The organism is Paracoccus aminovorans, from assembly GCF_001546115.1.
GTDB lineage: Bacteria > Pseudomonadota > Alphaproteobacteria > Rhodobacterales > Rhodobacteraceae > Paracoccus > Paracoccus aminovorans_B.
The window spans coordinates 860013-879035 of sequence record NZ_KQ955209.1 but is presented as its reverse complement, the minus strand read 5'-3'; the positions used below and the strand labels follow the sequence as shown (position 1 = coordinate 879035).

16 protein-coding genes and 2 pseudogenes are annotated in these 19023 nt (G+C 65.9%); 8 read left to right on the top strand and 10 right to left on the bottom strand.

Annotation, left to right across the window (positions count from 1 at the left end; genetic code table 11):
• Window positions 1-2: 2 nt before the first annotated feature.
• From ASV56_RS24555 to ASV56_RS15940, 4 genes and pseudogenes are all read left to right on the top strand, one after another.
• Window positions 3-509, top strand: a pseudogene (locus tag ASV56_RS24555) (ATP-binding cassette domain-containing protein); the annotation flags it as partial.
• Window positions 510-1000: 491 nt separating this feature from the next.
• Window positions 1001-1231, top strand: a pseudogene (locus ASV56_RS24550) (hypothetical protein); the annotation flags it as partial.
• A 285-nt stretch (window positions 1232-1516) separates the two neighbouring features.
• The gene (locus ASV56_RS15945; RefSeq protein ID WP_062562974.1) at window positions 1517-2476 is read left to right on the top strand and encodes an ABC transporter permease; all 960 of its coding nucleotides are present in this window, start codon (window positions 1517-1519) and stop codon (window positions 2474-2476) included.
• A gap of 20 nt (window positions 2477-2496) precedes the next feature.
• A complete protein-coding gene (locus ASV56_RS15940; protein WP_062562973.1) occupies window positions 2497-3456 on the top strand; it encodes a substrate-binding domain-containing protein in 960 nt (319 codons plus the stop codon).
• Window positions 3457-3494: 38 nt separating this feature from the next.
• On the opposite strand, the gene ASV56_RS15935 is transcribed toward ASV56_RS15940, so the two are convergent.
• The 9 genes from ASV56_RS15935 to ASV56_RS15895 form a co-directional block, all read right to left on the bottom strand.
• Window positions 3495-5009: an aldehyde dehydrogenase (NADP(+)) gene (locus ASV56_RS15935; RefSeq protein ID WP_062562972.1), complete on the bottom strand. Its 1515-nt coding sequence runs from the start codon at window positions 5007-5009 to the stop codon at window positions 3495-3497.
• A gap of 27 nt (window positions 5010-5036) precedes the next feature.
• Window positions 5037-6026 (bottom strand): ABC transporter permease, encoded by a 990-nt coding sequence (locus ASV56_RS15930; RefSeq protein WP_062562971.1) that lies wholly within the window; start codon window positions 6024-6026, stop codon window positions 5037-5039.
• A gap of 25 nt (window positions 6027-6051) precedes the next feature.
• Window positions 6052-7563: a sugar ABC transporter ATP-binding protein gene (locus ASV56_RS15925; RefSeq protein ID WP_062562970.1), complete on the bottom strand. Its 1512-nt coding sequence runs from the start codon at window positions 7561-7563 to the stop codon at window positions 6052-6054.
• Between the two features lie 72 nt (window positions 7564-7635).
• Window positions 7636-8727 (bottom strand): sugar ABC transporter substrate-binding protein, encoded by a 1092-nt coding sequence (locus ASV56_RS15920; RefSeq protein WP_062562969.1) that lies wholly within the window; start codon window positions 8725-8727, stop codon window positions 7636-7638.
• A gap of 206 nt (window positions 8728-8933) precedes the next feature.
• Entirely contained in the window at window positions 8934-9641 is a 708-nt protein-coding gene (gene rpiA / locus ASV56_RS15915; RefSeq protein ID WP_062562968.1) for a ribose 5-phosphate isomerase A, read from the bottom strand.
• A gap of 46 nt (window positions 9642-9687) precedes the next feature.
• Window positions 9688-10527, bottom strand: a complete 840-nt coding sequence (locus ASV56_RS15910; RefSeq protein WP_062562967.1) for a MurR/RpiR family transcriptional regulator — start codon at window positions 10525-10527, stop codon at window positions 9688-9690.
• A 16-nt stretch (window positions 10528-10543) separates the two neighbouring features.
• The gene (locus ASV56_RS15905) at window positions 10544-11215 is read right to left on the bottom strand and encodes an HAD family hydrolase (protein ID WP_062562966.1); all 672 of its coding nucleotides are present in this window, start codon (window positions 11213-11215) and stop codon (window positions 10544-10546) included.
• A 15-nt stretch (window positions 11216-11230) separates the two neighbouring features.
• Complete coding sequence (xylB, locus tag ASV56_RS15900) at window positions 11231-12733, bottom strand: xylulokinase (RefSeq protein ID WP_062562965.1); 1503 nt, start codon at window positions 12731-12733, stop codon at window positions 11231-11233.
• A gap of 3 nt (window positions 12734-12736) precedes the next feature.
• Window positions 12737-14218 carry an aldehyde dehydrogenase family protein gene (locus ASV56_RS15895; RefSeq protein WP_062562964.1) on the bottom strand — a complete coding sequence of 494 codons (1482 nt, stop codon included), beginning with the start codon at window positions 14216-14218 and terminating at the stop codon, window positions 12737-12739.
• A gap of 254 nt (window positions 14219-14472) precedes the next feature.
• Here ASV56_RS15895 and ASV56_RS15890 point away from each other — a divergent pair, with 254 nt between their 5' ends.
• The 4 genes from ASV56_RS15890 (at window position 14473) to ASV56_RS15875 (ending at window position 17818) form a co-directional block, all read left to right on the top strand.
• Window positions 14473-15615 (top strand): fumarylacetoacetate hydrolase family protein, encoded by a 1143-nt coding sequence (locus ASV56_RS15890; protein ID WP_062562963.1) that lies wholly within the window; start codon window positions 14473-14475, stop codon window positions 15613-15615.
• Window positions 15612-16577: a C-terminal binding protein gene (locus tag ASV56_RS15885; protein WP_156429205.1), complete on the top strand. Its 966-nt coding sequence runs from the start codon at window positions 15612-15614 to the stop codon at window positions 16575-16577. The genes ASV56_RS15890 and ASV56_RS15885 overlap by 4 nt, the downstream gene beginning before the upstream one ends.
• An 11-nt stretch (window positions 16578-16588) precedes the next feature.
• Complete coding sequence (locus ASV56_RS15880; protein WP_062562962.1) at window positions 16589-17350, top strand: SDR family NAD(P)-dependent oxidoreductase; 762 nt, start codon at window positions 16589-16591, stop codon at window positions 17348-17350.
• Between the two features lie 75 nt (window positions 17351-17425).
• The gene (locus tag ASV56_RS15875; protein ID WP_062562961.1) at window positions 17426-17818 is read left to right on the top strand and encodes an NAD(P)/FAD-dependent oxidoreductase; all 393 of its coding nucleotides are present in this window, start codon (window positions 17426-17428) and stop codon (window positions 17816-17818) included.
• Window positions 17819-17839: 21 nt separating this feature from the next.
• Here ASV56_RS15875 and ASV56_RS15870 read toward each other — a convergent pair.
• A protein-coding gene (locus tag ASV56_RS15870; RefSeq protein WP_156429039.1) for an IS3 family transposase occupies window positions 17840-18942 on the bottom strand; the annotation gives its coding sequence in 2 pieces (ribosomal slippage) (window positions 17840-18681 and window positions 18681-18942; 1104 coding nt in all).
• Window positions 18943-19023: the final 81 nt, after the last annotated feature.

The following is a 19023-nucleotide window of genomic DNA, read 5'->3' as shown; positions in this document are numbered from 1 at the left end:
ACATGCAGCAGAATCAGCAGCCGAACCCGCTTCGGCTGGATGGAATTGCACATGCCTATGGCCCGAACAGGGTGTTGAAAGGCATCAAGCTGACGCTCGGCGCGGGCGAAGTGCTCGCCCTGGTCGGAGAGAATGGCGCCGGAAAATCGACGCTGATGAAGATCATCGCGGGCTATCTGCGTCTTGGCGAAGGCGAGGTGCGCTGGCAGGGCCAATCGGTGCCGGCCGACCCGTAAGGGGCCGAGGCCGCCGGAATTGTCCTGGTGCATCAGGAATTCGCCCTGATCCCGGACCTCAGCATAGCCGAGAATATCCTGCTGGGGCGCGAGCCGACCCGGATGGGCCTGATCGACTATGCCGCCATGCGCGCCGCCGCCCGCGACGCGCTGCGGCTGCTGAATTCGGACATCGACCCGCGCGCCAGCATGGCCGGTCTGCCGGTATCGAGCTGGCAGATCGTCGAACTGGCCAAGGCCTTCGCCGCGCGCCCGCGACTTCTGCTGATGGACGAGCCGACCGCCGTCCTGGGCGCGCGCGAAGCCGAGGCGCTGTTCGCCCGTATCCGCGCCTTTGCGGCGGAAGGCGGCTCGGTCATCTTCACCTCGCATCGGCTGGACGAGGTGCGGGCGATCTCGGACCGGGTGGCGGTCTTGCGCGACGGGGCGATCACGCTGGACCGGCCCGCTGCCGGGCTGTCCGAACACGACATTGCCTCGGCCATGATCGGGCGCGAGATGGAGGATCTGTTCCCGCCGCTGCGCCCCCGGCCCACGGTCCCGCCGATCTTGGCAGTCGAGGGCTTGGCGGTGCCGCGCGACTTCGGCCCGCCGGTGCAGGACGCATCCTTCGAGGTCGCGCCAGGCGAGATCCTGGGCATCGCCGGCTTGGTCGGCGCGGGCAGGACTGAGATGGTTGAGGGGCTGGTCGGCCTGCGTCCCGCGACGGTGCGACGCCTCGTCCTGCGCGGGACCGAACATCCCCTGCCCGGCGCGGTCGAGGCATGGCGGCTGGGCATCGCCTACCTGACCGAGGACCGCAAGGCGCGGGGCCTGCTGCTGGCCGAGAACCTGGAGTTGAACACCAGCCTGACCTTCGGCGCGCTGACGGGGGCGCGGTCATCGACCGGGCCGGCGACGCACGCCGCTATGCCGAGGCCCAGGCACGCTATTCCATCCGCGCCGCCTCGCCCAGGATCGCGGTCGGCCAGCTGTCGGGCGGCAACCAGCAGAAGGTGCTGATCGCCAAGACGCTGGCGCCCGACCCCGACGTGGTGATCCTGGACGAGCCAACGCGCGGTGTCGATATCGGCGCGAAAAGCCAGATCTACCAGGTGATCGCAGGGCTTGCCGCGCAGGGCAAGGCGGTGATCGTGATCTCGTCCGAATTGCAGGAGCTGATCGGTCTCGCGCACCGGATCCTGGTGCTGGACCGCGGCCGCGTCGCCCGACGGCAACTGCCCCACCGAACGCGAGATCCTCGACCTCGCGCTTGGCCTTCAGACACAGGACGCTTCGACATGATCCGCAACTTCCTGGGCCGGACGGGCCCGCTTCTGGCGCTGGTGCTGCTGTTCCTGGCGGGCAGCCTGCTCAGCCCGACCTTCCTGACTTCCGAGAACCTGCTGAACGTGCTGACGCGGTCCTCGGTCATCGGCATCATCGCCATCGGCGCGACCTTCGTCATCACCGCGCGCGGACTGGACCTGTCGGTCGGCGCCATGGCGGCGCTGGTAGCGGGGCTGTCGATCCTGTGCATGAACGGGCTGCTGCCCATGACGGGCGCCGTCGGCGCGCTGATCCTTGGCCTGCTTCTGGCTTTTACCTTCAGCGGCGCCGCCGGGCTGGTCAATGGCGGACTGGTGGTGTGGGGCCGCATCGACGCCTTTATCGTCACGCTGGGCACCATGGGGATCATGCGTTCGCTAATCACCTGGATGTCGGATGGCGGTTCGATCTCGCTCGATTTCGCGCTGCGGGGCGTGGGGCGGCCGCTTTATTACGGCACGGTCCTGGGTATCCCGGTGCCGGTGCTGATCTTCGCGGCGCTGGCCATCCTGGGCGAGATCGCCATGACCCGGCTGCGCTTTGGCCGCCATGTCACAGCCATCGGCTCGAATGCCGAGGTCGCCCGCCATTCCGCCATCCGCGTGGACCGGATGCGGATGGCGACCTACGCGCTGCAGGGGCTCTGCGTGGGACTGGCGACACTGATCTATATCCCCCGCCTAGGCGCCGTGACGCCTTCAACGGGGATGCTCTGGGAACTCGAGGCCATCGCCGCAGTCATCATCGGTGGAACTGCTCTTTCGGGTGGTTATGGCCGGGTCTGGGGCACTGTCGCCGGCGTCCTGATCCTCGGCCTCGTCGCCAATATCCTGAACCTGACCAGCTTTGTCAGCCCGCATCTGAACGGCGCATTCCAGGGCGCAATCATCGTGATCGCCGTCTTCCTGCAACGCCGCAGCACATCCCGATAATCCAAGGAGGAGAAAAGACCATGAAACTGACACGCCGCCTGATACTGGCTGCCGGCGCCGCCGGACTTGCCCTGTCCAGCGCCCTGCCCGCCACCGGCCAGGAAAAGACCGCCAAGATCGGCATCGCCATCCCCGCCGCCACGCATGGCTGGACCGGCGGCCTGAACTTCCATACCGAACGCACCATCAAGGCGATGGAAGCGGCCTTCCCGCAGCTGGAATTCGTGTTGACCACTGCGGGCGACGTGCAGACGCAGGTCAACAACGTCGAGGACCTGATCGCCCAGCAGATCGACGCGCTGGTGATCCTGCCGATGGAGAGCGACCCGCTGACAGAGCCGGTCAAGGCCGCCAAGGATCGGGGCATCTTCATCACCGCCGTCGACCGCGGCCTGTCCGAGGAAGGCGTCGAAGACCTTTATGTCGGCGGCAACAACCCGCAATACGGGGTGGTTGCAGCCGAGTATTTCAAGTCGAAATTCCCGGAGGGCGGCAAGATCGTGGTGATGCGCGGCATCCCGACCGCCATCGACAATATCCGCATCGAAGCCTTCCAGAAGACGCTGGAGGGTTCGGGAATCGAGATCCTCGACATGCAATACGCCAACTGGAACCCCGACAAGGCCTTCGAGGTCATGCAGGACTACCTGACGCGCTTCCCCGAGATCGACGGTGTCTGGGCCGGCGACGACGACGCGGCGCTAGGCGCCCGCGCAGCCATCGAGCAGGCCGGGCGCGAGGAAGGCATGGTGCTGCTGGGCGGTTCGGGCATGAACCGGGTGATCAAGATGATCATGGACGGTGACAAGCTGATCGACGCCAATATCTTCTATCCGCCGACTCTGATTGCCCCGGCCATCGAGGTCACCGCAATGCGCTATGCCACGCAATCGCCCATCCGCGGCCGCTATGTCCTGGACAGCCCGCTGATCACCAAGGACAATGCCGAGGAGTTCTATTTCCCGGACAGCCCGTATTGATCGCCATGGGCGAGCGCATTGCGCCCGCCCATATCCTGCTAGCCAAGGTCGGCAGGCAGCAATTCCACAGGCAGGTTCTGATAGCAGACCGGACGCAAGAAGCGGCGGATCGCCATGGTGCCGACCGAGGTCGCCCCGAAATTCGTCGAGGCGGGATAGGGACCGCCATGGACCATGGCGTCGCAGACCTCGACACCTGTGGGATAACCGTTCACCAGCATCCGGCCCGCCTTGCGTTCCAGCACCGGCATCAGGCGCAGGGCCAGGGCGGCATCGCCCGCATCCATGTGCAGGGTGGCGGTCAACTGGCCTGCGAAGCCTTGCGCCAGTTCAGGCATCGCCTCGGCCGAAGGCACGCGCACGACCAGGCTCAGCGGGCCGAACACCTCTTCCGCCAAGCCATGGTCCGACAGGAAGGCGGAGGAGGAAACCTCGTAAAGGTTCGGCCCCACCGCGCGACCCGTGCTGTCGGTGACATGGACCGGGCGCACCGAGTTGCTGGCATCCAGCCGCGCCTTGCCGGCGCGATAGGCATCCGCCATGCCCGCAGTCAGCATCACCTGCGGCGCGACAGCGGCCAGCGCCTCGGCGGTGGCGGCGACGAGGGCGTCACCCTCGGCCCCCTCGGGGACGACGGCGATGCCGGGATTGGTGCAAAGCTGGCCGGCACTGCCGGTCATCGACACGGCCCAGCCCTTGCCGATCTCGACACCGCGCGCCTTCAGCGCCTCGGGCAGCACGAACATCGGGTTGATCGAGCCAAGCTCGCCGAAGAAAGGGATCGGCTCGGGCCGCTGAGCGCAAAGATCGAACAGCGCCCTGCCCCCGCCGAGACTGCCGGTGAAGCCGACCGCCTTGATCAGCGGATGCTGGACCAGCGCCGAGCCCACCTCGCGCTTGCCGCCCTGAACCAGAGAGAATACGCCGGGATGGATGCCACAGGACCGGATGGCAGCCAGGACGGCCTCGGCCACGATCTCGCTGGTGCCGGGATGGGCGGAATGGCCCTTGACCACGACCGGACAGCCGGCTGCCAGCGCCGAGGCCGTGTCGCCGCCCGCAACCGAAAAGGCCAGCGGAAAGTTCGAGGCGCCGAAGACCGCCACAGGCCCGACCGGGCGCTGCATCAGGCGCAGTTCGGGGCGCGGCAGCGGCTGGCGATCCGGCAGCGCCGCGTCATGCCGCCGGTCCAGATAGTCGCCATCGAGGATCGTCTTGGCAAACAGCCGCAATTGCCCGGTCGTACGGCCACGTTCGCCGTTCAGGCGAGCCTCGGGAAGGCCGGTCTCGCGGCAGCCGATCTCGGTGATGTCGGCAGCCCGTGCCTCGATTTCATCTGCGATGGCGTTCAGAAAAGCGGCGCGATCTGCCCGCGTGCCGTAACCATAGGACCAGAAGGCATCCTCGGCCGCCCGCGCGGCGCGATCCACGAGTTCAACCGTTCCCATTGAGAAGCGATCGGCCGGACCCTGGGCGGGTTCGTTCCGGAATGTGTCGTCCGAGCCAACCCATTCTCCGGCGATCAGATGCTTGCCATGTGGAGTGAACGTCATTGCGTGCCTTTCTTGCAGTTGAATGGATCAGCCGAAATAGCGAACCCGGACGGCGTCGATGGCCACGGCGATGAAGATCATCACGCCGCCGATCATGCCGACATAGAAGGAGGGGACGTTGATGATGGCCAGCCCGACCTGGATCACCGTCAACAGCAGCACACCACCCAGCACGCCGCGCACATTGCCGCGCCCACCGAAGACGCTGACGCCGCCGATGATCGGCGCCGCGATGGCGTAAAGCAGATAGCTGGAGCCCTGGTTCGAGGTGATCGCCATCTGCCACGAGGCCAGCAGGAACCCCGCCAGCGCCGCGAGAAAGCCCGAGATGGTATAGGTGATGACCTTGATGCGGGCAACGCGGATCCCGGCCGAGTTCGAGGCGACGGGATTGCCGCCCACCGCATAGATCGAACGCCCGAGCACCGTGCGGTGCAGCACCACTCCCATCACCGCCAAGGCCAGCAGGAAGACCACCGGCATCAGCGGCCAGCCTCCGATCGTCGCCTGCCCGATCCAGACATAGCCGTCCGTCAGATTGGTCAGCGTCTTGCCCTGGGTCAGCGCCAGTAGCGCGCCTTGCAGGATGATCATCATCGACAGTGTCTCGATCAGCGAGACCATCTTCAGCCGCGTGATGCAGAGTCCGTTGAAAAAGCCGATGAAGGTGCCCACGGCCAACCCGACCAACATGGCGAGGAACCACGGCAGGCCAAGGTCGGAATAGGCCAGCGCGCCCACCGCCGCCGAAAAGCCGGCATTGGCGGGGATCGACAGGTCAATCTCGGCCACCAGCAGCGGCAGCGCCACCGCCAGCCCCAGCATGCCCAGCACAGTGGCCTGCACCATCACGTTCTGAAGGTTCATGACCGTCAGGAAAAAGTCGTTGAACGCACCGAAGATCGCCACCAGCGCGATCAGCCAGATCCAGACCACGTTGTGCAGCACCCAGCCCAGAATGGCGCGTCGGTTCGCCTTGCCATCGGCTTGCGGGGCATTGGCCGTTGCGTTGCTCATTGCCGGTTCTCCTTTTCCGGGCGCGTCATGCCTGCACCGAGGCGCGCAGACGCTCGACGGAGATGTCCTCTCCCGTCAGGGTTTCCTTGATGCTGCCGTGATCGAAGATGCAGACCCGGTCGGCGGCGCGCACCAGCTCGTCAGTGTCGGTCGAGACGATGATGACCGAAACCCCGGTATCGCTGAGTTCGTCGATGATGCGCAGCACGTCCTGCTTGACACCCACGTCGATGCCGCGCGTGGGCTCGTCCACGATCAGCAGGCGCGGCTTCGTCGCCAGCACCCGGCCCAGGCAGACCTTTTGCTGGTTGCCGCCGCTGAGGGTATTGACCGCATAATCCGCGTTCGGCGCCTTGATGCCCATGGCGCCGAAGTAATGCGCGATGACCGCGGCTTCCGCCTTGCGGTCGATAAAGCCCGCCTGCACCCGCGACGGCAGCGAGGACAGCGCGATATTGTTGCCGATGGACATCTGGCCCACGGCACCATCCTTGCGACGATCGTCCGAAAGATAGGCGATGCCTGCATCGAAGGCCGCGCGCGGGTTGGCCGGCAAGGGGCTTTCGCGACCGTTCAATACAATCGTGCCGCTGGCCGGATGCAGGCCGAAGATCGCGCGCGCCAGTTCCTTGGCGCCCGCCCCCGGCAGGCCGGTGAAGCCCAGGATCTCGCCCGGCGCGATGTCCAGCGCGTCGAGGGAGAGGCTTTGCCCGCGCAGGTCACGCAGCCTGACGGCAGGCGCCTTGCCGGCATGATCGCGGCGGACGCGCTGGAACAGGTCCAGCCCCCGGCCCAGAACCAGTTCGGTCAGTTGCTCGGAGTTGAGCGCGGCGACATCCTCGGACCCGCCCGCCAGGTTGCCGTCGCGCAGGACCGACACCGCGTCGCAGATTTCCAGGATCTCGTCATTGTAATGCGAGATGAAGATGAAAGTGACGCCCTCGGCCTTCAGCCGGCGCATGAAATCGAACAGCACGCGCCGGTCGGCCACGGTCAACGCGGCGGTCGGCTCGTCCAGGACGATGACCCGGCCGCCCGAGAACATGGCCCGCAGGATGTTCAGCTTGCGCCGCGCCACCGCGTCCAGCCGCCCGGCCAGCGCGGCGGGGTCGATCCCCGATCCGGCCAGCATCCGCGCCGCATCCGCGCGCAGTTTCCTCCAATCGACAAAACCGCCCTGCACGGGCCAGATGCCCAGCATCAGGTTCTCGGCCGCGGTCATGTTGTCGATGATCATCGGCTCTTGCGTGACCAGGAAGACGCCGGCCTCCTCCATCGCCTTGACATCGACATGCTCAAGGGGCTGGCCATTCATCAGGATCCGCCCCGAACTGGGCGTGTTCTGCCCCGAGATGATCCCCACCAGCGTGGACTTTCCGGCGCCGTTCTCGCCCAGAAGGCCGTGGATCGTGCCGCGGCGGATTTCCAGCGAGACCCCGCGCAGCGCCCTGACCGGGCCATAGTTTTTCGTCACATCCTCGATCCGCAGGATGGCGTCCGCAGCCACATCCATGCCGCGCGTGTCATGAATCGTCATCGGGCCTCCTCCCAACCTCAGCAGACAGATGCCGGAGCGCGAAACCGCTCCGGCAATGATCGGACCGGGCGATCAGGTATAGGGGATGCCCCAATCCTTTTCGGCCACCGCACCCCAGTGACGCGGATCGTCCGCGTTCTCGCCATTGATGACGAAGGGCGGGATGATCAACGTCGGGCCGGTCTGGCCCTCGACGATCTCGCCCTTTTCCCAGAAGTATTTCGGGTTCTCATAGGCGCCGATCGGCACCGCCTCGCCTTTCAGCGCGTGCTTGACGATCATCTCGACCGCGATCTCGCCATAGGCGATGGGATCCTGCGAGACGCAGGCGTCCATGAACCCTTCCTGGATCCATTTCAGGGCGATCGGCTCGCCGTCGATATTGACGAAGATGACATGGCCGTCCTCGCCCACCTTTTTCCAGCGTCCCCTTTGCTGCAACGCCGTGGCGATGCCGCGCGCGGGCGAATCCGAGGGCGCATGCACCGCATCCAGATCGGGATATTCGGACAGGGTGGAGAGCGTCACCGACAGCATCTGCTCAAGCTGGCCCTCGGTCGGGCGTTCGAGATACTTGATGTCGGGATATTGCGCGAAGACCGAATCCATCCCCTCCTTGCGCAACCGCCACGCGACCGAGGCCAGCGCGCCATAGCAGTTCAGCACCGTGCCCTTGGGACTGCCGTGCTTCTTGACCAGGCGGTCCACGATTTCCTGCGCGGCCATCACGCCGCCCTGGAAATTGTCGAAGCTGACGGTGATGGCGACATCGCCGCCATCGGCGGGCGTGTCGATGATGCCGACCGGGATGTTCTGGCGGTTATAGCGCCGGATCGCCGAGACGATGGCCTGGCTGTCGATCGGGTCCGCGATCAGCGCCGAGGGCTGCGACAGCAGCAGGCTCTGCCACTGTTCAAGCTGGCGGGTATTGTCGAAATTCGCGTTGGTGGCCTGGAACTGGCCGCCGGCGGCACCGACCGCCCGCTTGACCGCCTCTTCCTGGATCACGAAGAAATAATAGTCGAGGCTCTTGTTCGAATAGGGGATCGAAAGGGCGCCTTGCGCGAGCGCGCGCCCCGCCAACGGACCCATCATCGCCCCCAGCCCCAGCGCCGCGCCACCTGCAAGTACGCTGCGCCGATTTACTCCGACCTGCTTCGTCATGGCATCCTCCCTGATGCTACCCCTGAATATAGTATTACTAGATTTCTGATGATTCTGTCAAGCAGCACCGCGCCGCAAGCCATTCATCCAGACCGGCATCTTTCAAGATATTCGTTGCTGATGCCTTGAATATTCCAAGCACAGTCCATGCCCTGCGCGGAAACTTCTGCGCAGAGGTAGATCCCTAATTATGAAGTTTTACTAGTTTAGCGCATAGTCACATAGGACGTGCCGTCGAAGCAGCCGACGACCATGCCCGCCGCCTCGCGGGTGAACAGCCCGTTCTCGACCACACCGGGAATGCGGTTCAGTTCGATCTCCAAGGGCGCCGGATCGGCTATCACCGGGCCGCAATGGCAGTCGAGGATGAAGTTGCCGCTGTCGGTCACCACCGGCTGGCCGTCGCGCATCCGCCGCTCGATCCGGGCACTCTCGATGCCATGGTCCGCCAGCACCCGCGCCACCATGCGCTCGGTCTGCTTCCAGGCGAATTGCACCACCTCGACCGGCAGCGGGAACTTGCCCAGGCAATCGACGATCTTGGTCTCGTCGGTGACGCAGATCATCCGCTTCGAGGCATGGGCGATGATCTTTTCCCACAGCAGGCAGGCGCCGCCGCCCTTGATCATGTTGAATTTGCGGTCGATCTCGTCTGGGCCGTCCACGGTCAGGTCCAGTTCGCCGATCTCGTTCGGATCGGTGATCGCGATCCCCACCTCTTCGGCTACCGCGATGGTCGAGCGCGAGGTGGTGGTGCAGGTCAGCGTCAAGCCCTCGGCCACATGCTTGCCCAGTTCACGCACGAAGAAATGCGAGGTCGTGCCCGAGCCCAGGCCCAGCTTCATCCCGTCATGGATGAAATCCTGGATCACGCGGCGCCCCGCGATCTTCTTGGCTTCGTCCTGCTGGCTCATTCTCGTCTCCTCCGGCGCGGACCTCGGCCTGCGCTGCTTCAGGGTTTCAGATCTTGTCCGTCTGCCAGCTGTCCAACGCGGGAAGCTGGTCGGGAAATTCGCTGCCGCTGGCGATGGCGATGGCAGTCACCAGCATGTTGGTGACCAGATGGTGGTTCAGCCGCGAGGCCAGCGGCGTCAGCAATTCGGTCCGGTCATAAGGCAGCACCGCAATCACCACGTCGGACACCCGTGCCAGCGGGCTGTCGCCGGCAGCGACCGAGACCACGCGCGCACCCCCGGCGCGGGCGGTGGTGGCAAGATCGACCATCTGCCGCGTATGGCCGGATTGCGAATAGATCAGCGCGACATCGCCGGAGCGCGCGCTTTCCGCGTGCAGCAGCCGCCGCTGCCGGCCCAGTAGCGCCTGACAGCGCATTCCCAGGCGCTGGAACTTGTGTTCGGCATCCAGCGCGTTCACCTCGGAAATGCCGGTGGCATAGATGCCCGTCCAGGTCGCCGCCTGCAAAAGCCGCGCACCCTCGGCCACCTGCTCGGGGTCCAGGTCCTCGGCCAGGCGCTGAATCGCGTTCAGTGAATTGCGGCAGGTCTTGCGGACGATATTCTCGACGCTGTCCCGTGGCGTGATCTGCTCATAGGCGAAGGGCGCCGAAGGCACGAGATCCTGCGCCAGGTTCAGCTTGAAGTCCTGATAGCCCTCGAAGCCGAAGCGGCGGCAAAAGCGCATGATCGTCGGATCGCTGACCGAACACAGTTCCGACAGCCGCGCCATGCTCATATGGATCACCTCGGAAGGCGCGGCGCCGACATAATCGGCCACCCGCCGCTCGGCCGGGCGCATCTCTTCGCGTTCATGCAGGATTCGTTGCAGCAGGCTGACGGTCATTGCTTTCTCCTGGCCGCTACCCGGCGGCGGTGGCTTTCCGTCCGTGCTGCAACAAATCCGCCAGACGGGTCAACCTGTGGCCTTGGGCGACCTCGACCCCGGCTCCGCCACCCCAGGGCACCGCATAGAAAGGCACTGCCGCCCCCAGCGCCGTCGCCTGATCGACGCGCGTGTCGCCGATATAGGCCCAACTGCCTTCCTCAAGTCCCATCGCCTCGGCCACGGCCATCAGGTGACGGGGATCGGGCTTGCAGGCCGGAACCGCATCGGCCCCCACCGCCGCGTCGAACAGATCGGCCAGGCCGAGTTGATCCAGCACCTTGCCCGTCACCGCATGGTTCTTGTTGGTGCAGACGCCAAGCCTCAAGCCGGCCGCGCGCAGGGCCGCCAGATCCTCGGGGACATGGTCGAAGAACCGCGTCCGCCCGGCCGGGTCGTCCAGATAGGCGCGCAGATAAAGCTGAAAGGCGCGATCGACCGCCGCATCGTTATAGGGGATGCCCTGATCGTCCAGGATATCGGTGATCAGCCGATGCGGGCCGTTGCCGATGAACTGCTCGACATAGCGCGGATCGAGTTCGGGCCAGCCATTGCCTCGAAAGCCCGCGTTCAGGGCGGCCGCGATGTCGGGTGCGCTGTCGATCAGCGTGCCGTCCAGATCGAAGATGAACGCGGAATAGGCGGGCATGGCTGGCTCCTGCGGTTACTGGTCGAAGATGGCGTCGCCAAGCGCGGCGAAGCTGTCGCTCAGCGCTGGATAGAGCGCGCGATTGATCTCGTGCGCGCGGGCATGGACACCGGCCGCGGCGGCATCAGGCGTCTCGCGCGTCAGGTCGCGGCAGCACCTCGCGGCGGCGGTCGCATCGGGCCAGATGCCCACGGCCAGCCCCGCCACCAGCGCCGCGCCGAAGGCCGCGCCCTCGGCCGCGCCCTCGGTCGTCACCACGTCGCAGCCAAACATGTCGGCCTGGATCTGGCGCCACAAGGCCGAGCGCGCGCCCCCGCCCGACACCTTGACGATGCGCCCGTCGATGCCCATCGGGCGCATCAGGGCGTGCATGTCGGCGAAGGCATGGACCACTCCCTCCATCAGGGCGCGGGTCAGATCCGCGCGCCGATGCCGGGCGGTCAAGCCGATGAAGGCACCGCGCGCCAGAGGATCGGGATGCGGGCAGCGTTCGCCGTTCAGATAGGGCAGGAACAGCAACCCCCTTGCACCGGCCGGGCTGTCGGCGGCCTCGGCTACCAATTGCTCGAAGGGCACCCCCTTGCAAAGCGTATCGCGGAACCAGCCCATCGCACCGCCCGCGTTCAGCGACACGCCCATGCAATGCCACTTGTCGGCGGCGACATTGCAGAAAACCTGAAGCTTGCCGTCGGGATTGTCCTGCGGCGCGTCCAGCGCGGCGGCAAGGATGCCCGCCGTTCCGATGGTGGTCTGCAACTCGCCCGGCGCGATCACGCCCGAGCCGATGGTCTGGATCACGCTGTCGCCACCGCCCCCCGCGACCGGCAGGCCCTGGGACAGGCCGAACAGCGCGGCGCCCTTGGCGGACACCCGCCCGGTGATCTCTTGCGATTCATGGACCGGGGGCAGCAGCGCCGGGTCGATCCCCGCCGTCTCGATCAGCCCCGTCGCCCATTGCCGGCGGCGCACGTCGAAGAACCCGGTCCCCGAGGCGTCCGAAACCTCGCTGGCGACCTCGCCGGTCAGGCGCAGGCGCAGGTAATCCTTGGGATTCAGCGCGAAAGCCATGCGCGCGAACAACTCGGGCTCGTGGTTGCGCATCCACAGGATCTTGCCGCCGGTATAGCCGACCAGCATGCGGTTGTTGGTGGCAGCCAGCAGCCCCTCCAGCCCGCCCGCGGCCTCGGTCAGCGCCGCGCATTCCGCGCCGTTGCGCTGGTCGTTCCACAGGATCGCCGGGCGCAACACGCGATGATCGGCATCCAGCGGCGTCAGCCCATGCATCTGGCCCGACAGGCCGACACAGAGAATCTCGACCCCCGGGGCCTTGGCCAGCGCCCCGGCCACCGCCTTGCGCGCGCCCTCAATCCACAGTTCGGGATCCTGCTCGGTCCAGCCGGGATGCGGCTGCGACAGCGGATAGGTCGCGACATCCGCCGCGATCACCGCGCCGTCGATGCCGATCAGCAGCGCCTTGCACCCCGAGGTGCCGATGTCGATGCCCAAAAGCGCCTGCACGGCTCAGGCCCCTACACCGTGATGCAGCCGGACATGCTTGAAGTTGAAATATTCCAGCAGCCCCTCGCGCCCATGCTCATAGCCGACGCCGCTTTGCTTGCGGCCGCCATAGGGGGCGTTCATGATCCCGGCATCGACATTGTTGATCGCCACGTTGCCGTAATCGAGCCCGGCCGAGACGGTCTGAATTTCGACCAGATCGCGGGCATAGAGATAGGAAGCCAGCCCATAGGGCGTGTCGTTCGCCAGGTCGATGGCCTCGGCCAGGTCGTCATAGACCGCGACACCGACAAGCGGGCCAAAGGTTTCCTCGGTCATCACCAGCATCTCATGCGTGCAATCGGCGACGACGGTGGGACGGAAGAAATGCCCCTTGGCATATTGCGCGCCCTCGGGCGCCTTGCCGCCCGCGACCAGCCGCGCGCCCTTGTCCAGCGCGTCCGCCAGATGTGCGCGCGTCTTGGCCAAAGGCTCGCCCGAGGCCATCGTGCCAAGGTCCGCCGCCGGATCGTCCAGCCCGTTCCTCACTCTCAGCGCATCGGCCGCGCGGCCCAGCCCGGCCAGGAATTCCTCATAGACCGAGCGATGCACATAGATGCGGTTGATGGCGATGCAGATCTGGCCGCAATTGCGGAAGCTGCGCCGGGCCGCGCCCTTGACCGCCGCCGCGACATCGGCGCTGCCGGTCACGATCATCGGGCAGTTGCCGCCCAGTTCCAGCGACAGCCGCTTGACCTGCGGACAGCTTTGCTGGATGTGCAGCCCGACCGCGCTGGAGCCGGTGAAGGCGATCTTGTCCACCTGCGGATGCTCGACCAGCGCCTGCCCGACCTGCGAGCCATTGCCCGTCAGCACGTTGACGACACCCGCCGGAATCCCGGCCTCAAGGCATTTTTCGGCGATGGCCAAGGCAGTGAAGGGCGTGATCTCGGCCGGCTTAATGACGATGGTGCAGCCCGAGGCGAGGCTGGCGCAAAGCTTCCAGCCCACCAGTTCCGCCGGATAGTTCCAGGGCGTGATCGCCCCCACCACCCCGATCGGCTCGCGCACCACGAGGCTTTGAAGGCCGGGCTGGTCGTTCGGGATGATCTCACCATGCACGCGGGTGGCCTCTTCGGCGTAGAAGTGGCAGGCCTCGGCCAGCTTGAGGATTTCGCCTTTCGCCTCGTTGACCGGCTTGCCCTGCTCGGCGGTCATGATCCGCGCCATCGCCAGCGCGTCGGCGGCGATCAGATCACCCAGCCGGTGCAGCGCGGCGGCGCGGGTTTTCGGCAGTTCCGCGGCCCATGGGCGGAAGGCGCGGCGGGCGGCCTGCACGGCAGCCTCGATCTCGGCCTCGGTGGCGGTGGCAATATGACCGATGATCTCGCCCGTTGCCGGATTCTCGACCGGCAGGCGATTGCCGGTGCCGGGGCGGAAGGCGCCGTCGATGAACAATTGGCCGACCAGGCGGGCAATCGATTCCTGGATGGATTGGTCTGTCATGGTCTCGGCGGCCTCCCCCTGCGTATCCTCACGAGGTCAAAATATAGCATAACTACATTCTGACAAGAGGCTTTCTGAGGTGTCGCGGAAAATCCGCAGATGATTTCGGGAAAAGTTCAGATGTGTATATATATCAGTCAATTATCTCTGCAACCGTATGGCAGGCGCAGAATTTCGCCGCCGCGCCGATCATGCTTCTTGACCGGGATCGCATCATGAATGTAGTTTCACTACAAACCGAGGAGGTGAGACTCATGCTACCCAATTCCCCCGAGACCGCAAAGCTTGTCGGCCGCATCTGGCGCCCCGGCAAGGGCCCGTCCGTGGTGATCCTGCGCGACGGCGCGCTGATCGACGTGACCGATGCGGTCGTCTCGATGGCCGATTTCCTGGACGACGATCCGGCGGGCCGCTTCGACACCCTGACCGGCGAAGCCGTCGGCACGCCCGACGACCTGGTGCTGGATCCGGCGCAGATGGGCTATCACGCCGACCACCCCTGCCTGCTGGCGCCCTGCGATTTCCAGGCGTTGAAAGCCTGCGGCGTGACCTTCGCCCAAAGCATGGTCGAGCGCGTGATCGACGAGCGCACCTCGGGCGATCCGGCCCGCGCCGACCAGTTGCGCCAGCGCATCGGCGCGCTGATCGGCGACAGCCTGTCGAATATCGAGGCGGGTTCCGAAAAGGCCGCCGAGGTCAAGGCGGCGCTGATCGCCGAGGGGTTGTGGTCGCAATATCTGGAAGTCGGCATCGGCCCGGATGCCGAGGTCTTCACCAAGTCGCAGCCGATGTCCTCGGTGGGCCATGGCGCGCAGGTCGGCGTCAACCGCATCTCGGAGTGGAACAACCCCGAGCCCGAGGTGGTGCTGGCGGTGGACAGCCAGGGCAATATCCGCGGCGCGACGCTGGGCAATGACGTGAACCTGCGCGATGTCGAGGGCCGCTCGGCGCTGCTGCTGGGCAAGGCCAAGGACAACAACGCCTCGTGCAGCATCGGCCCGTTCATCCGGCTGTTCGACGGGGCCTTCACCCTCGCCGATGTCGAGAACGCCACCCTGACCATGTCGGTCACCGGCACCGACGGCTTCCACATGTCCGGCCGCTCGAACATGGCCGAGATCAGCCGCAAGCCAGCCAATCTGGTCGCGCAGACCATCAACAAGTCGCACCAATACCCGGACGGCTTCATGCTGTTTTTGGGCACCATGTTCGCGCCGACGCAGGACCGCGCCGAAAAGGGCTCGGGCTTCACCCACAAGCCGGGCGACGTGGTGGAAATCTCGACCCCGCTGCTGGGCACCTTGCGCAATACCGTCGTCCATTCCGACGAGGCCGCGCCCTGGACCTTCGGCACCCGCGCGCTGATGCGCAACCTGGCCGGACGGGGGCTGCTGTGAGCGACGCCACCCTGAAACTGGTCGTCACCGATCAGGCTTTCGGCAACACCCGGCACGAACAGGCGGCCGCGGCCGCGGCCGCCGCCAGCTTCGCCGAGTTCTATTGCCGCAGCGAGGACGAGGCGCTTGAGGCCGTCCAGGGCGCGAACGCCGTCCTGAACAACTTCGCGCCGATGACGCGCAAGGTGATGGCGGCGATGGCGCCGGGCGCGGTCGTGGTGCGCTATGGCGTCGGCGTCGACAACGTCGATCTGGCCGCCGCGCGCGATCTGGGCGTGCATGTCTGCAACGTGCCCGACTATGGCGTGGACGAGGTGGCCGACCATGCCGCCGCGATGACGCTGGCGCTCGCGCGCAAGCTGGACAGCTATGACAGCGGCATCCGCGCTGGGGAATGGAAGATCGGCGCCATGGTCGACGGGCTGCGCTCGCTGCGCGACACCACCGTCGGCCTGATCGGGCTGGGCCGGATCGCGCGGGCCTATGCCGCGCGCATGGCGGTCTTCGGCTGCCGCATCATCGGCTTCGACCCGTTCATCCCCGAGGTTCAGATCCGCGCGGCGGGCATCGCCCCCCTGCCCCGCGACGAGGTGATCGCCAGCGCCAATGTGCTGTCGCTGCATGTGCCCCTGACCCCCGAGACCCGCCACCTGATCGACGCGACGGCCGTCGCCCGGATGCCGGAGGGCGCGATCCTGATCAACTGCTCGCGCGGCGGGCTGGTCGATGAGGACGCGCTGGCGGCGGCGCTGGTTTCCGGGCATCTGTCCGGCGCCGGCCTCGACGTGTTCGAGAAAGAGCCGCTGCCCGCCGGCTCGCCCTTGCGGCAGGCGCCACATGTGATCATGTCGCCCCACGCGGCCTTCTACTCGGATGCCTCGGTCGATGTCCTGCAACGGCTGGCGTCGGAAGAGGCGCTGCGCGGATTGCGCGGCGAGCCGCTGCGCTGCGCGCTGACCTGAGGGGGATCGGAATGGACTACAGGGCGAAACAGGACCTGACCGGCAAGCTGGCGCTGGTCACCGGCGCGGGCCAAGGCATTGGCGCCGCCATCGCCGAGGCGCTTGCCGCGACCGGGGCTGAGGTGATCTGCACCGACATCCTGCGCGAGCGCGCCGACGCCACCGCCCGCGGCCTGACCGCCAAAGGCTTCAAGGCCCGGGCCGAGGCGCTGGACGTGACCGACAGCGCCGGTATCGACGCGCTGGCGGCCGCGCTGCCGCCGCTGGACATCCTTGTCTGCAACGCCGGCATCGTCACCAACACCCCGGCCGAGGCCATGACGGATGCCGAATGGGACAAGGTGATCAGCGTGAACCTGACCGGCGTCTTCCGCACCTGCCGGGGCTTCGGGCGGCGGATGATAGAGGCCGGGCGCGGCTCGATCGTCAACATCGGCTCGATGTCGGCGCAGATCGTGAACGTGCCGCAGCCGCAATGCCATTACAACGCCTCGAAGGCCGGCGTGCATCACCTGACGAAATCGCTGGCCGTCGAATGGGCCACGCGCGGGGTGCGGGTGAACGCGGTCGCGCCGACCTATGTCGAGACACCGCTGCTGCAAGGGCTGGAAAGCCAGCCGGGGCTGGTGTCGCGCTGGCTGGAAATGACGCCCGCCGGACGGATGGGCCAGCCGCATGAGATTGCTTCGGTGGTGCAGTTCCTCGCCTCGGACGCGTCGAGCCTGCTGACCGGCGCCATCGTTAGCGCGGATGCCGGCTATACTTGCATCTGACGACGGGTCGCGTCAGGGTCTCGGGACACCGGCAGGCTATCACGGCCCACCTTTTGCGAAGGGGGGAAGACAGTGATGACACATCGGGTCGTGGTCATCGGCGCGGGATTCGCCGGTTTGCAGGTGGTCTTGGGGCTGCGGGGCGCCGGATGCCAGATCACGCTGGTCGACCAGCGCAACCATCACCTGTTCCAGCCCTTGCTTTATCAGGTGGCGACGACGCTGCTGGCGACCTCGGACATCGCCTGGCCGATCCGGGCGCTGATGCGCGAGCGCAGGGACGTCACCACGCTTCTGGCCACGGTCGAGGGCGTGGACCGCGCCGCGCGCGAGGTGATCCTGCGCGGCGGCGCGCGGCTGCCCTATGACACGCTGGTCATCGCCACCGGCGCCCGCCACGCCTATTTCGGCAAGGACGCCTGGGAGGCCGACGCGCCCTGCCCTGCCTACCAATTTTGGACCATCTAAAGCCGGAGTTTCCGGCCTTTGTCACGGCGGCGGGCTGGTGACGCCGTCGGGAAAGTGCAGCGCGCTCGGGACGTTGTATCCGATGGCGCTGTGGGGTCGATCATCGTTGTAGTGTCTGCGCCAATCCTCCAGCTTTTCGGCCGCGTCCGCAAGGCTCATGAACCAGTGCGCGTTCAGGCATTCGGACCTGAGCTTACTATTGAAAGCCTCGATGAAGCCGTTGTCTGTCGGCTTGCCGGGGCGTGAAAAGTCGAGCGTCACGCCCTTGGCGTAGGCCCAGAGATCCAGGTCGCGCGAGATGAATTCGCTGCCGTTGTCGACCCGGATTGTCTTCGGGTAGCCGACTTTTGTGCAGATCCGTTCCAGCGTCGTGACCACGTCCTCGCCGCGATATTGGAACCGCACGTCCGTGGCGGGGCAATAGCGGGAATGGGTGTCGACAATGGTTAGGATCCGCAGCTTTTTACCCAAGGCCAGTTGGTCATGGACAAAATCCATGGCCCATACATCATTCGGCCCGACGGCTTCCGCACGGTCGTCACGCAACTTGGCCTTCACCCGCCGTTTTGGGGTCTTGTTCCGCAGCTGCAGTCCCAAGGCTTTGTAAACGTTATAGACCATCTTAATGCTGACCTCCCAGCCCTCCCGGTCTAGGACAACGTAAACGCGGCGATAGCCATAGCGCACACGCGTCTCACAGATCTCCCGGATCCGCCGTTTCAGCTCTGCCGGATCGGTGCGGCGGGATTTGTAGTGGTAGCTCGAGCAGTCAAATCGCAAGGCCCCACATGCCCTACGGATCGAAACCGCCCAGTCTGCACACATCCCGCGAACCAGTTCACGCGACCGCGCCGGCTTCAGAGCTTTCGCCGCACAACATCCTGCAACATCTGCCGGTCGAGCGTCAGGTCCGCCACGATCCGCTTTAGCCGCGCGTTCTCGTCCTCAAGCTGCTTCAACCGCCGCATCTCGTCGGGCAGCAGCCCGCCATACTTCTTCTTCCAGGCAAAATAGGTCGACTGGCCGATCCCAGCCTTCCGACAGATCTCGGCAACCGACGTGCCTTCCTCGCCTTGCTTCAGAATGAACGCCTTCTGCGCTTCCGTGAACTTCGATGCCTTCATCGTTTTCAGCTCCTGTCCCAGCCGGGGAAGGTTAGCCGAAAACTCCAGCTCTAAACGATCCAGTTTCGAGGGGGCAGAGCA

Excerpts from the sequence above, each read along its gene's own strand:
- ASV56_RS15945 (WP_062562974.1), top strand. The coding sequence starts at position 1,517 with ATGATCCGCAACTTCCTGGGCCGGACGGGCCCGCTTCTGGCGCTGGTG.
- ASV56_RS15940 (WP_062562973.1), top strand. The coding sequence starts at position 2,497 with ATGAAACTGACACGCCGCCTGATACTGGCTGCCGGCGCCGCCGGACTT.
- ASV56_RS15935 (WP_062562972.1), bottom strand. The coding sequence starts at position 5,009 with ATGACGTTCACTCCACATGGCAAGCATCTGATCGCCGGAGAATGGGTT.
- ASV56_RS15930 (WP_062562971.1), bottom strand. The coding sequence starts at position 6,026 with ATGAGCAACGCAACGGCCAATGCCCCGCAAGCCGATGGCAAGGCGAAC.
- ASV56_RS15925 (WP_062562970.1), bottom strand. The coding sequence starts at position 7,563 with ATGACGATTCATGACACGCGCGGCATGGATGTGGCTGCGGACGCCATC.
- ASV56_RS15920 (WP_062562969.1), bottom strand. The coding sequence starts at position 8,727 with ATGACGAAGCAGGTCGGAGTAAATCGGCGCAGCGTACTTGCAGGTGGC.
- rpiA (WP_062562968.1), bottom strand. The coding sequence starts at position 9,641 with ATGAGCCAGCAGGACGAAGCCAAGAAGATCGCGGGGCGCCGCGTGATC.
- ASV56_RS15910 (WP_062562967.1), bottom strand. The coding sequence starts at position 10,527 with ATGACCGTCAGCCTGCTGCAACGAATCCTGCATGAACGCGAAGAGATG.
- ASV56_RS15905 (WP_062562966.1), bottom strand. The coding sequence starts at position 11,215 with ATGCCCGCCTATTCCGCGTTCATCTTCGATCTGGACGGCACGCTGATC.
- ASV56_RS15895 (WP_062562964.1), bottom strand. The coding sequence starts at position 14,218 with ATGACAGACCAATCCATCCAGGAATCGATTGCCCGCCTGGTCGGCCAA.
- ASV56_RS15890 (WP_062562963.1), top strand. The coding sequence starts at position 14,473 with ATGCTACCCAATTCCCCCGAGACCGCAAAGCTTGTCGGCCGCATCTGG.
- ASV56_RS15880 (WP_062562962.1), top strand. The coding sequence starts at position 16,589 with ATGGACTACAGGGCGAAACAGGACCTGACCGGCAAGCTGGCGCTGGTC.
- ASV56_RS15875 (WP_062562961.1), top strand. The coding sequence starts at position 17,426 with ATGACACATCGGGTCGTGGTCATCGGCGCGGGATTCGCCGGTTTGCAG.